Here is a 12,594-nt window from a genome sequence, read left to right as displayed (position 1 = left end):
ACACCATTCCAGTGTCACATCCTTTGTGTGGGGCGGGTCGTTCGCCCCTTCAACGCTCGAGCCCCCTCCCGTATGCCGCCACGTCCGGCTCGTGGACCCGTCGCGTGTGCGGTGGGCGGGGCCAGGACCCGGCCCACCGCTCGCGCGAGTCGCCTGGTGGGCCGCGTGCGGCTCAGGCCCAGTCGACGAGCCGGCACCGTCCGTCGCGAGCCGCCACGACTCGGTCGACGAGGTGGCCCACCGCGACGACGTCGCGGAAGCCGGCCGCGACGTCGGTGACCTGCACGGACCGGTCCGCCGCCTCACGGGCCCCGACCACGGCCACCACAGCGACGCGTCGCCGGCGGGCCTCGCGCACGCGCGAACCGAGGGAGTCGTCGCAGCCGAGCCCCACGCGTACGCCCTGGGCGCGCAGCGCGTCGACGAGCTCTCCGGCGGCGTCGTCCTGCTCGGCCGACACGGGCAGCACCGCGACCTGGACGGGCGCGAGCCACAGCGGTAGCCGCCCGTCGTAGCGCTCGAGCAGGGCGGCGGTGACGCGCTCCATCGAGCCGACGGTGCCGCGGTGCACCATGACGACGCGGTGCCGCTCCCCGTCCTCACCGTGGTAGGTCAGGTCGAAGCGCTCGGGCTGGTTGAAGTCGACCTGCACGGTGGCGATGGTCTCCTCGTGGCCCCGGGAGTCGAAGACCTGGAGGTCGACCTTCGGGCCGTAGAAGGCGGCCTCGCCCGGCGCCTCGACGAGGGGAAGGTCGTAGCCGTCGAGGACCTCTCGAGCCGACACGCGCAGGGCGTCCTGCGCGGTGCGCCACTGCTCCTCGGTGCCCAGCCACGCGTCGGAGTCGTCGCGCATCGACAGGCGCGCGTGGTGCACCGGAAGGCCGAGGACGCGCTGGGCCTCCAGGGCCGCGCGCAGGCCACGAGCGACCTCCGCCCCGGTCTGGTCGGGCCGGCAGAACACGTGGGTGTCGTCGAGGCTGATCTGGCGCACGCGGTTCAGGCCCGAGAGCACGCCTGAGCGCTCGGCCCGGAACATCGGCGCGAGCTCGTTGAGCCGGATCGGCAGCTCCCGGTACGAGTGGCTGCGGGCCCTGTAGACAAGGGCGTGGTGCGGGCAGTTCGCCGGCCGCAGCACCACCTCCTCGTCACCGAGCCGCAGGGTGGGGAACATGTCGTCCTCGAACTTGGCCCAGTGGCCCGAGCGCTCGAAGAGGGCGCGCTTGCCGAGCACGGGTGTGTGCACGTCGACGCAGCCGTCGGCATGGGCCAGGTCCTTGGCCAGACGCTCGAGCTCGCGGCGGATGACGGACCCGCCCGGGAGCCACAGGGGCAGTCCGGCGCCGGCGAGCGGGTCGGTGGCATAGACGTCGAGGTCGTGGCTGAGGTCGCGGTGGTCGGACATGTGGGTCTCCTCGTGGCCGAGTCGACCCGGAGACGACGCACGCCCCGGAGTCGACTCCGGGGCGTGGTGTGCAGTGGGTGCTAGAGCAGCAACAGTGCGCCGGAGGGGTCCGGCGTCGTCGTCTGCTGTGAGCGGTGCATGTGTCGAGGGTAGGGCGGGCGCGCCGCTGCGGCAACGGGATTGCGGGCTGGAGCCCACCGACGAGGTACGCCGCTCGGCGGGCCGACGACAAATTGCTGGCCCACGGGGTGGGGTGGTCGACAGACTCGGGCCCGTGAGCGACGACCTCGACATCAGACCGATCGACCTGCTCGACCCGGCGCAGGAGCCCGCCGCCCGCGAGTGGATCGACGTCCACGCCGCCGTCCAGCGCGACCTCTTCGGGGAGCGGGGGAGCGCCTGGACCCTCGAGGAGATCCGCGGCTTCCACCGCTCGCCGACGGGGCGCCGGGTCGCCCGCGCCGCCTGGGTCGGAGACCGCCTCGTCGGTGCTCTCGAGGTGCGGATGCCGACGACCGACAACCTCGACCTCGCGCTCGTGTGGCTGTCGGTGCACCCTGACCACCGGCGGCGGGGCCTGGGTGATGCCCTGCTCCGTGAGGGAGAGGCCATCGCCGGAGCGCACGGCCGCGGCACGCTCATGGGGGAGACGGAGTGGGCCGCTGGTGCCAACGACGATGCGGAGGCGTTCGCGGCCCGACACGGCTATGCCGTCGGGCAGACGATGGTCCGCAGCGCGATGCCGCTGCCCGCGGACCGCGAACAGCTGGCGCTGCTCGCCACGGCCGACGACGACTACGCCGTCGAGTCGTTCGTCGACCAGATCCCCGAGTCGTGGCTCGACGACCGCGCCGTGCTCCAGCAGCGGATGAGCACGGACGCACCGCTCGACGACCTCGTGCTCGAGGAGGAGGCGTGGGATGCCGACCGGCTGCGCGAGTCCTTCGCCCGCACCCTCGACTCGGGTCGACGCGTCGTCGAGTCCGCGGCCCGGCACAGGGCAACCGGCCGGCTCGTGGCGTTCACGACCATCGCGGTCTCCGCGGGCAGCCCCGACCTCGGGTTCCAGCAGGACACCCTCGTGCTCGAGGAGCACCGTGGTCACGCACTCGGCTTGCGACTCAAGGCCGCCAACGCGTTGCGCCTCATGGACGAGCTGCCCGAGGTGACCTCGGTGCGCACGTGGAACGCGGCCAGCAACACGCACATGCTCGCCGTCAACCAGCGGCTCGGGTACGCCGTCGAGGGCTACAGCCGCGAGTGGCAGAAGCAGACAGGGAAGAGCGAATGAGCTTTCAGGTCAAGGAGATCGAATGCGAGCGGCTGACCTCTTCGTGCGAGGACCGGGAAGTGGGCCAGGCCGCTGTGAAGGGTCGCCTGCGGGGGTGACCGGCAGAACCTCTGCCGGGTTACCCGCGAGGGGTCGCTGGGGGACCATGAGGTACTAGGACCAAAGCCCGATGGCGTCGGAGGGGGCCCAGGCCGCACCGTTGGACCAGAGCATCCGCACACGACCCCGAACCCGGGAACGGTGCCCTGAAGAGGAGACCCGATGAGACGACTCACCGTTGCAGCGGTGGCAGTGGCCGCCTTCATCCCAGCTGCCCTGGGACTGATCGGCAACAGCTCGTTCGCGCAGAGCATCCCCACCTACGTGCCCCCGTCGGCAGAGCTGGTCACCGAGCTCGGCGACGACAGCGCCCGTACCGTCAGCACCCCCAGCGGTACGCCGAGCGTCACCCGCACCACCGAGGCGGGCGACGACAAGGGCGGCGAGCGTCCCCGCGCCACTCGCACCGAGGCCGGCGACGACCGCGGTTCGCACGTCGAACCGGGCGACGACCGCGGCTCGCACGCCGAACCCGGCGACGACCACGGCGGGTCGTCGAACCGCGGCTCCGGATCCTCGGGGTCGGGTTCTTCCGGTACCTCCGGGTCGTCCTCCTCGGGCTCCCGGGTCTCGGGCTCACGGGTCTCAGGGTCCGCGACCACCCTGACGACCGATGACCACGGCGGCCGTTCCGGTTCGTCCTCCTCCGGCTCGTCCGGCTCCTCCCGCTCGTCAGGTCGCCACGGCGGTGACGACTCCGGGACCGACGACCACTGACCATGAAGGCGACCGAACGCTCGGGCACCGGGAGCACGCTCCCGCTGCCTGGGGCGGCGCTCCGACCGGTGGATCCCCCACCACCGCTCGCGCCGCAAGCCGTCGGCGAGCGACCCCACCAGAACCTCCCCCTCTGGTGGACGCTCGCCGACGGCGTCGCGCCCGCGACCGTCCAACCGCTGCCGAGCCGTCGACGGATGCTGCTCCAGCTCGGGTTCGCAGCGCTCGCCGTCTTCGCGCTCGTCGTCGTCGGCACCTCCTTCGCCGCCAGCCGCCTCGCGGAGCGGCAGGTGCTCAACGACGTCGCGCACCGCACCAACCTGATGGCGCTCGCCGTCATCCAGCCGGCTCTCGACGACGCCCTCCTCAAGGGAGACCGCGAGGCGTTCGACGCGTTCGACACGATCGTGCGCGAGCGGGTGTTGCCCAACGGCATACGGCGCGTCAAGCTCTGGACCACGGACGGCACGATCGTCTACTCCGACGTGCCGACGCTCGTCGGCAAGCACTACGAGCTCGACGAGGAGCAGCTGAACACCCTCGCGCATCCCAGGACGCAGGCCGAGGCAACCGACCTCGACCGCTCCGAGAACGAGTTCGAGCGCGGCGACGGCAAGCTGCTCGAGATCTACCGCCCGGTGTGGACACCGTCGGGTCATGAGCTGCTGTTCGAGGTGTACGGCGAGTACGGACCGGTGCAGGAGCGCGCCTTCGACCTCTGGCGGGGACTCGCGGGGGTGCTCGCCACGAGCCTGCTGCTCCTGCTGGTTCTCATGGTTCCCGTCATCTGGCGGCTGCTCGACCGGCTCGACGCGGCCCAGCACCAGCGCGAGGCGCTGCTCCGCCGTGCCGTCGACGCCTCTGCCCGCGAGCGGCGCCGCATCGCCGCGGACCTGCACGACGGGCCGGTCCAGGACCTCGTCGGAAGCTCGCTCGCTGTCAGCGGGGCGGCCGAGGCCGAGCGGGCGGCGGGACGCACCGCGCTCGCCTCGACGATCACCGAGGCAGCCTCCACCGTCCGGGCGAGCGTCGCGAGCCTGCGGTCGCTCCTCGTCGACATCTACCCCGAACGGCTGGCCGACGCCGGGCTGTCGACGACGCTGACCGACCTGGCTCGCCCCCTCTCAGGCCGCGGGGTCGAGGTCGACGTGGACGTCGACGAGGCGTTGGCGGCCCGGCTCAGCGAGGTGGCCCAGCAGCTGACGCACCGCGTGGCGCGCGAGTGCCTGCGCAACGTCGTGCGCCACGCCGACGCCCGCCACGTCACGATCACGCTCGCCGCCAACGACGAGGACCCCGACCACCCGGTGCTCCTGAGCGTGGAGGACGACGGGATTGGCTTCGATCCCGACATTCTCCCGCGACTTGAGGGACACTTCGGGATACGGGTACTCACCGACCTCGCCTCCGAGGTCGGTGCCGTGCTCCGTGTGAGCTCGTTCCGCGGTCGAGGCACCACGTGGCAGCTCGCCCTACCCGTGGAGGAGGTTCGATGACCACCGTCGTCGTCGTCGACGATCATCGGCTCGTCCGCGCGGGCCTGCGCACCATCATCGACGCGAGCGACGACCTCAGCGTGGTCGGCGAGGCGGCCGACGGGGCCGAGGCCGTGGGTGTGGTCCTCGACGTCAGGCCCGACGTCGTGCTCATGGACCTCTCGATGCCCGGCGTCGACGGCGTCGAGGCCATCCGGCGGCTCAAGGCCGCCGGCGTGCCCGCCCCCGTCGTGGTCCTCACGTCCTTCGCCGAGGCCGAGCGCGTGCGCGCCGCCCTCGAGGCGGGGGCGGTCGGCTACCTGCTCAAGGACAGCGAGCCCCGCGACGTCCTCGACGCGGTCCGGGCGGCGTCGGCGGGCCACGCCCCCCTCGACCCCCGCGTGACCAGGGCGTTGCTGCCGTCCACGAGCCGTGACGCCGCCGGTTCGCCCGCCCTCAGCGGCCGCGAGCGCGAGGTGCTCGCGCAGGTCGCCCGCGGCCTGGCCAACAAGCAGATCGCGCGCAGCCTCGGCATCAGCGAGCGCACCGTCAAGGTGCACCTCGGCAACGTCTTCCGCCAGATCGGCGTCGGCGACCGCACGTCTGCCGCCCTCTGGGCCCGCGACCACGGCGTCGCCTGAGGTCTCCGCCCCGGGCCGTCCCGGGCCGTCCCGGTGCCGTCCCGGTGCCGTCCCGGGGGCCGTCACCGTGCGGCCGCCCTCGTCACGGGCGCCGGCGCTCAGCGCCCGAGCAGGCGCGCCCTGTCGACGGACCGCTCGACCACGGTCGCCATGCCGGCGTCGTTCGGGTGGAAGCGGTCCGACGCGAGCCGACCCCACCACGAGCGTGGCCCCTCGCGGCGCATGTCCACGAGCACGACCCGACCCGCGGCCGCGCGTTCCCGGAGCATCCTGTCGACGTCGCGCGCCTCCCGGTGCGGGTTGGGCAGGTTCGAGACGACCGCGCCGTCGGGCAGCCGGTCGAGCAGCTCGGCGAAGCGCTGCACGAGCAGTCGACGGTGGCGCCGCAGCACCACGTCGTTGGAGCCGGCGACCACCGTGACGAGGGCGGCCGGCCCGTCCGCAGTCAAGTCGGCCAGCGCCGGCAGCTGGCGCTCGAGGAGGTCCTCGACGCGCGCCCCGTTGACGGCGAGGTTGACGAGCCGATGGTGCCACCCCCGCTCCTCGAACCGCCGGCTCAGCTGCCCCACCCACCCGCGGTCGGGGGCGCCCGCGCCGATGCCGAGGGTCATGGAGTCACCGAGCGCGACCCACAGCGGCTCCGCGCCACGCGCGGCCACGCGGTTGTGCGCGCGCCACCAGGCGGCATACGGCTCGACCTGCTCCTGGACCGCGCGGATGCCGGGGAACGTTGCCGAGAGTGCGGACAGTACCGGCCCGCGGGGGCGCACGCCGCGGTTGGGGTAGTCGAAGTCGTCGCCCACGCCCGCAGCATCGCAGACGAGCCCGTGGGCATAGGCTCGGCACCATGTCTGACGAGCACGGTTTCTCCACTCGCGCCATCCACGCCGGCCAGGAGGCCGACCCGCTGACCGGCGCGGTGGTCACCCCGATCTACCAGGTGTCCACCTACAAGCAGGACGGCATCGGCGGCTTCCGCAACGGCTACGAGTACAGCCGCTCGGCCAACCCGACCCGCACCGCCCTCGAGGAGTGCATCGCCGCGCTCGAGGGTGGCGGTCGCGGCTTCGCCTTCGCCTCGGGCCTCGCCGGCCAGGACACCGTGGCACGCGCGCTGCTCGTGCCCGGCGACCACGTCGTCGTGCCCAACGACGCGTACGGCGGCACCTACCGCTACTTCAACAAGGTCGCGAAGCCGCAGGGCGTCGAGCACTCGATCGCCGACATGGGCGACCTCGAGTCCGTGCGCGCCGCCCTCCGCCCCGGCACGACGAAGATGGTCTGGGTCGAGACCCCGACCAACCCGCTCCTCGGCATCGCCGACATCGCGGCCATCGCCGAGGTCGCCCACGACGCAGGTGCGGTCCTCGTCGTCGACAACACCTTCGCGACCGCCTACCTGCAGAGCCCGCTGGCACTCGGCGCCGACATCGTCACGCACTCGACGACGAAGTACTCCGGCGGCCACAGCGACGTCGTCGGTGGCGCCGTCGTGACGGCGCGGAGCATCGCGGTGCCAGGGTTCGAGGACGCCGCGGACCGGATCGCCTTCCACCAGAACAGCATCGGCGGCGTCGCGGGCCCCTTCGACTCGTGGCTCACACTGCGCGGCCTCAAGACGCTCGGCGTCCGCATGGACCGCCACTGCGACAACGCCGAGAAGGTGGTCGACTTCCTCCAGGGCCACGACGGCGTCTCGAGCATCCTCTACCCGGGTCTGCCCGGGCACCGCAACCACGACGTGGCCACGCGACAGATGAAACGCTTCGGCGGCATGGTGAGCTTCCGCATGAAGCGCGGCGAGGACGCAGCGGTCAAGACGTGCGCAGCCGTGAGCCTCTGGACCCTCGGAGAGTCGCTGGGCGGCGTCGAGTCGCTCATCGAGCACCCGGGGCGCATGACGCACGCGAGCGTCGCAGGCACCGAGCTCGAGGTGCCGAACGACCTCATCCGCCTCTCGGTCGGCATCGAGGACGTCGACGACCTCATCGCCGACCTGCGTGAGGCGCTCGACATCCACGGCTGAGCAGACGCGAATCCTCTTCTCACGCAACGCATGACGATCCTCGCGGTCGACTTCGGGTCGACCTTCACCAAGGGCGCCCTGCTCGCCGACGACGGCACGGTGCTGGGCACGGCTTCGACACCGACGACCGGGACCCAGCGCCGCGGCGACATCCTCGACGGCTACCGGGAGCTCCGGGCGCGGCTCGACGTGCCCGGCGACGCGGTCGTGCGCGCCTGCTCGAGTGCCGGGGGAGGGCTGCGGCTGGCCGTCGTCGGCTACGAGCGCACCGTCACGGCGCAGGCGGGCCACCGGGTCGGCCTGTCGGCGGGTGCCAAGGTCGTGCACGTCGCAGCCGGTGAGCTGACGACGGCCGACGTCGCGGGCATCCGGGCTGCACGGCCCGACATGATCCTGCTCGTCGGCGGCACCGACGGCGGCAACAGCAACGTCCTGCTGCACAACGCCGCCCGGCTCGCCAAGGGTGCCATCGGTGGCCACGGCGCGCACGCCGTGCCCGTGGTCGTGGCCGGCAACGTCGACGCGCGCGACGAGGCCGCGGCCGTGCTCGCCACGACCAGCCGGCCCACGGTGCTCGCCGGCAACGTGCTCCCGCAGATCGGGGTCATCGCACCCGATTCGGCGCGGGCCGCGATCCGTGAGGCGTTCCTGCACCACGTCATCGGCGGCAAGGGACTCTCCCGCGACCCGGCGTTCACCGACATGGTCGAGACGGCGACCCCCGACGCCGTGCTGCGCGGCGTCGAGGTGCTCGCGTCGGTGGCCGGCGGGGGAGACGTGCTGGTGGTAGACGTCGGGGGGGCCACCACCGACGTCTACTCGTGCCTGACGCCCGAGGGCGAGGACGCCAGCCTCCGCAAGGACGTCGTCGCGCCGCTCTGGCACGCCCGCACCGTCGAGGGCGACCTCGGCATGCGGTGGAACGCCGAGCACGTCGTCGAGGCCGCCGAGGCCGAGCACCTGCTCGACGACGTGCGCAACCTCCGGGCGCTGAGGGCGTATGCCGCCCGCGTCCACGAGCAGCCCGGCTCGCTCCCCGTCGACGACGCCGAGCGCGCCCTCGATCTCGAGCTGGCCCGGCTCGCCGCGCTCGCGGCCGTGCGGCGGCACGCCCGTCCCGCGCAACCCACCGAGGCGCCGCGCCCGCTCGCCAACGTGACGGCCCTGGTGGGCTCAGGAGGCGTGCTGCGCCACACCGACGGCGCCGGACGCGACCACGTGCTCGGTGCCGTGCTCGCCGACCACGCCGGCGGCTGGAGGGTGCCGCGCGCCGCCCGCGCGACGGTCGACACGGCATACCTGCTCTTCGCGGCGGGCCTCCTGGCCGCCGACGCGCCCGAGGCCGCCCGCGCCGTCGCCGCCCAGATTGCCCGCTGACGCCGGTCCCGCTCACCGACCCCGACCTCGCTCAGCCGCGCCGCAGCCCTGCCAGGTCACCGAGACAGGCCGGGCGTCGCTGAGCCGGACCGGCGGCGGACACCAGAACGGGCCGGCCCCCGCGGTGGGGGACAGGCCCGTCCTCGTGGGCGTGGGGCTCGGCTCAGCCGGTGTAGGGCTTCGCCGCGATGATCTTGACGTCGATCGTCTTGCCGTTGGGCGCCTCGTAGCTCGTGCTGTCGCCGACGCTCTTGCCGTTGATGGCAGCACCCATGGCGGACTTCTCGGAGAAGACCTGCAGGTCGGAGCCGTCGGCGATCTCGCGGTTGCCGAGCAGGAAGGTCTCCTCGTCGCCGAAGATCTCGACCGTCACGAGCATGCCGGGCTCGACGACACCGTCGTCGGGAGGCGTCTCACCGATCGTCGCGTTGTGGAGCAGCTGGGTGAGCTGGCGGATGCGGGCCTCCATCTTGCCCTGCTCCTCGCGGGCGGCGTGGTAACCGCCGTTCTCCTTGAGGTCGCCTTCCTCGCGGGCCTCTTCGATCTTGCGCGCGATCTCGATGCGACCTTCGCCCGTCAGCTGGTCGAGCTCCGCCTTGAGGCGGTCATAGGCCTCCTGGGTCAGGAAGCCAGCGGCAGTGTCGGTCACTGTTGTCACTCCTCGATTGAAGAGCGCCCACGCGGTGCTCGCGTGGGCGCCTACACAAAAAGAAAAGGGACCGAACCGTGGTGTCACCGACTCGACATGCCGGTCGGCGACGGGTCCGGACCCTTTGATGAAGCAACAAGGATAACAAAGTGAACGGCGAAAGCGCAGTTCACGGCGTATTCGTGGCCACCTGCTGGACGGCGGATGACCGTCAGGAGCAGGTGCGCACCTGCCCCGTCACGGCCCGTGAGGTCGTGCGCAGCGTCGCCGACTGGCGCGTGGTCTCGTCGGCGCCCGCGGGCACCTTGACGGTGCTCGTGCCGACCGGCGAGAAGTCGCGGGCCAGCGCCTCGACCGTGCAGGTCAGCGCCGTGCCGCCCGGCCGGTAGACCTCGAAGTCGACGCGCACCTCCCGGTCGCTGATGACCTTGTAGCCGAGCGTCTGCCAGCTCGGCTGCCCGAGTGTCGCCGAGAGCCCGAACCAGACCGCGAGCGCCACGCCGCCGAGGATGCCGACGGCGCCGACGACCCACCACTTCAGCTGGCCGGGAGCGGGGCGGGGCAGGGTCGGGCGGGACGGCATACGAAGTCCTGGCGGTCGAAGCCCGGGCGTCGGGAGCCGCGGGGGAGGGTGAGAGGATGACAGGCGGGTCCAGTGTCTCGTATGCCGGCACGGCACGACGCGCGGGCCCGGGCGTCCGGCGGCCACGAGCCGCCTCGCGCCCAACCCACGACGATCGACGAACAGGGAGCCACGTGGCCCAGGGCATGCGGTTGATGGCGGTGCACGCGCACCCCGACGACGAGTCGAGCAAGGGCGCTGCGACGACGGCGAAGTACGTCGCCGCAGGAGCGTCCGTCATGGTCGTCTCCTGCACCGGAGGTGAGCGCGGCGACATCCTCAACGAGAAGCTCAAGGACGACCCGCACATCCTGCGCGACATCGCGCAGGTGCGGCGCGACGAGATGAAGGCCGCGCAGGAGGTGCTCGGCTGCGAGCACACGTGGCTCGGCTTCGTCGACTCCGGCCTGCCGGAGGGCGACCCGCTGCCGCCCCTGCCCGACGGCTGCTTCGGCCTCGAGGACATCGACGTGACGACCGAGGCGCTCGTCCGGGTCATCCGGGCGTGGCGTCCGCACGTCATGACGACGTACGACGAGAAGGGTGGCTACCCGCACCCCGACCACATCATGTGCCACACGGTGTCGATGGCCGCCTTCGAGGCGGCCGGCGACCCCACCCGATACCCGCACGCCGGCGAGCCGTGGCAGCCGCTCAAGATCTACTACAACGGCGGCTGGTCGAAGGACCGTCTCGAGGCCATCCACGAGGCGATGCTCGCCGAGGGGCTCGAGAGCCCGTATGCCGAGTGGCTGGCCAACTGGAAGCCGCGCCGGTCGGGGCGGCCGACGACCACCATCGCGTGCGGCGAGTTCTTCGAGACCCGTGACCGCGCGCTCATGGCGCACGCCACGCAGGTCGACCCCGACGGCTTCTGGTTCCAGGTGCCGCTCGAGATCCAGCAGCGGGTCTGGGGGGTCGAGGAGTTCGAGGCCGCGATGTCCTACGTGCCGGTCGCCGAGGGCGAGGACGACCTCTTCGCCGGCCTCGGCACGCCCGCTGAGGCCGATGCGCTCGCGACCCGTGGCGACCTCGAGCTCGTCCACGACGGCCGGATCGGCGAGGAACCGGCGCCCGAGGAGGCAGCGGAGACGGCTCAGCACGAGCCCGGCGACAGCTCCGACACGCACACCGACGACGAGAAGGCGGACGTCTGATGGGCAGCGGCGGCAACCTCCCGGTCGGCCCGGGCATCTGGGGCTTCATCGCCTTCTTCGTGCTGGCGGTCTCGCTGTGGCTGCTCGTGCGCAACATGAACAGCCGGCTGCGCCGGATGGCCTACCGCGACCGGGACGAGGCTGCCGCACGGGCCGAGGCCGACGGCGTGGGGGTCACCGACGCCACCCCCGAGCCCGACCCCTCGCGCGACGCCTCCGCCGAGGACGGACCGACCGGCGACGGAAGACCCGGCGACGACCGCCAGGCGCCCCGCGCCGACTGAGCGCCCCGATCGAAGAAGACTCCGTCACGCAGTGGTGGTGACGGAGTCTTCTTCGATCGGGAGGGCTTGTTTCGACTGGGCAGCTCGCCGTGCCTCAGGTGGCTGCCTGGTAGCCGATGACTGCGAGGGCGACGGCCGCGAAGTGGGTCGCGAAGCCGCCGAGCGTGAACGCGTGGAACACCTCGTGGAAGCCGAACCACTTCGGCCACGGGTTGGGGCGCTTGGTCCCGTAGACGATGCCGCCGGCCGTGTAGAGCAGACCGCCGAGACCGATCAGGGTGCCGATGAGCGGGCCGCCCTCGCGCCAGAACGGCACGACGTAGAACACGGCGGTCCAGCCGAGGGCGAGGTAGAGCGCGGTGTACAGCCAGCGCGGTGCACCGACCCAGAAGACGCGGAAGAGGACGCCGCCGATCGCGGCACCCCAGATCACGGTGAGCAGCAGCCGCGCCTGGTCGGCCGACAGCAGGGTCACCGCGAACGGCGTGTAGGTGCCGGCGATGATGAGGTAGATGTTCGAGTGGTCGAAGCGCTTGAGCAGCCCGGCCGTCCTGGGCCCCCACGTGCCGCGGTGGTAGACCGCCGAGACGCCGAAGAGCAGGGCGGCGCTCACCGTGAAGACGACCGACGCGGTGCGCACGGCACCGGGGTCCGAGAGCAGCACGAGCACGAGCCCGCCGAGCAGCGCGACGGGGAACATGCCGAGGTGCAGCCAGCCGCGCAGGCGGGGCTTGACGATGGCGACGAGGTCGGCGACGGGGCCGCCCGAGGACTCCTCACGGGGCTGTTCGGTGGTGGTGCTCATGCCCCGAGTGTAACCTACGCAACCGTAAGTTACGGTTGCGTAGGTTCTG

The 12,594-nt window shown here is 72.3% G+C and carries 13 protein-coding genes; 8 read left to right on the top strand and 5 right to left on the bottom strand.

All coding sequences use genetic code 11. The annotated features are described in order from the left end of the window. Nucleotides 1-172: 172 nt before the first annotated feature. Entirely contained in the window at nt 173-1,696 is a 1,524-nt protein-coding gene (gene thrS / locus ACFQ2V_RS10145) for a threonine--tRNA ligase (RefSeq protein ID WP_386052568.1), read from the bottom strand. Here thrS and ACFQ2V_RS10140 point away from each other — a divergent pair. The 4 genes from ACFQ2V_RS10140 (at nt 1,677) to ACFQ2V_RS10125 (ending at nt 5,625) form a co-directional block, all read left to right on the top strand. Further along, a complete protein-coding gene (locus ACFQ2V_RS10140; protein ID WP_386052567.1) occupies nt 1,677-2,693 on the top strand; it encodes a GNAT family N-acetyltransferase in 1,017 nt (338 codons plus the stop codon). The two genes, thrS and ACFQ2V_RS10140, sit on opposite strands and share 20 nt — an antisense overlap. Nucleotides 2,694-2,954: 261 nt before the next feature. Beyond that, entirely contained in the window at nt 2,955-3,509 is a 555-nt protein-coding gene (locus ACFQ2V_RS10135) for a hypothetical protein (protein ID WP_386052566.1), read from the top strand. A gap of 2 nt (nt 3,510-3,511) precedes the next feature. Further along, a complete protein-coding gene (locus tag ACFQ2V_RS10130) occupies nt 3,512-5,005 on the top strand; it encodes a sensor histidine kinase (protein ID WP_386052565.1) in 1,494 nt (497 codons plus the stop codon). Next, complete coding sequence (locus ACFQ2V_RS10125) at nt 5,002-5,625, top strand: response regulator (protein WP_386052564.1); 624 nt, start codon at nt 5,002-5,004, stop codon at nt 5,623-5,625. The genes ACFQ2V_RS10130 and ACFQ2V_RS10125 overlap by 4 nt, the downstream gene beginning before the upstream one ends. 98 nt (nt 5,626-5,723) lie before the next feature. On the opposite strand, the gene ACFQ2V_RS10120 is transcribed toward ACFQ2V_RS10125, so the two are convergent. Further along, a complete protein-coding gene (locus ACFQ2V_RS10120) occupies nt 5,724-6,428 on the bottom strand; it encodes an SGNH/GDSL hydrolase family protein (protein WP_386052563.1) in 705 nt (234 codons plus the stop codon). A 44-nt stretch (nt 6,429-6,472) separates the two neighbouring features. Between ACFQ2V_RS10120 and ACFQ2V_RS10115 the strand changes: the two genes are divergently transcribed. Continuing rightward, on the top strand, nt 6,473-7,651 hold the full coding sequence (locus ACFQ2V_RS10115; RefSeq protein ID WP_386052562.1) for a cystathionine gamma-synthase: 1,179 nt from the start codon (nt 6,473-6,475) through the stop codon (nt 7,649-7,651). A gap of 30 nt (nt 7,652-7,681) precedes the next feature. Continuing rightward, nucleotides 7,682-9,028, top strand: coding sequence for a glutamate mutase L (locus ACFQ2V_RS10110; RefSeq protein ID WP_386052561.1), 1,347 nt, complete (start codon nt 7,682-7,684; stop codon nt 9,026-9,028). Nucleotides 9,029-9,191: 163 nt separating this feature from the next. Here ACFQ2V_RS10110 and greA read toward each other — a convergent pair whose 3' ends face one another. Then, nucleotides 9,192-9,677 (bottom strand): transcription elongation factor GreA, encoded by a 486-nt coding sequence (greA, locus tag ACFQ2V_RS10105; RefSeq protein ID WP_386052560.1) that lies wholly within the window; start codon nt 9,675-9,677, stop codon nt 9,192-9,194. Between the two features lie 211 nt (nt 9,678-9,888). Next, complete coding sequence (locus tag ACFQ2V_RS10100) at nt 9,889-10,260, bottom strand: DUF4307 domain-containing protein (RefSeq protein ID WP_386052559.1); 372 nt, start codon at nt 10,258-10,260, stop codon at nt 9,889-9,891. Between the two features lie 173 nt (nt 10,261-10,433). Between ACFQ2V_RS10100 and mca the strand changes: the two genes are divergently transcribed. Both mca and ACFQ2V_RS10090 read left to right on the top strand, forming a co-directional pair. Beyond that, complete coding sequence (gene mca, locus ACFQ2V_RS10095) at nt 10,434-11,456, top strand: mycothiol conjugate amidase Mca (protein WP_386052558.1); 1,023 nt, start codon at nt 10,434-10,436, stop codon at nt 11,454-11,456. Beyond that, the gene (locus ACFQ2V_RS10090) at nt 11,456-11,740 is read left to right on the top strand and encodes a hypothetical protein (RefSeq protein ID WP_386052557.1); all 285 of its coding nucleotides are present in this window, start codon (nt 11,456-11,458) and stop codon (nt 11,738-11,740) included. The genes mca and ACFQ2V_RS10090 overlap by 1 nt, the downstream gene beginning before the upstream one ends. A gap of 94 nt (nt 11,741-11,834) precedes the next feature. On the opposite strand, the gene trhA is transcribed toward ACFQ2V_RS10090, so the two are convergent. Continuing rightward, nucleotides 11,835-12,545, bottom strand: a complete 711-nt coding sequence (gene trhA / locus ACFQ2V_RS10085; RefSeq protein WP_386052556.1) for a PAQR family membrane homeostasis protein TrhA — start codon at nt 12,543-12,545, stop codon at nt 11,835-11,837. Between the last annotated feature and the right edge of the window lie 49 nt (nt 12,546-12,594).

This window comes from Terrabacter terrigena (genome assembly GCF_042676085.1).
Classification (GTDB): domain Bacteria; phylum Actinomycetota; class Actinomycetes; order Actinomycetales; family Dermatophilaceae; genus Terrabacter; species Terrabacter terrigena.
Note: the sequence above shows the minus strand (reverse complement) of the source record. Positions and strands in the feature narration are given on the sequence as shown.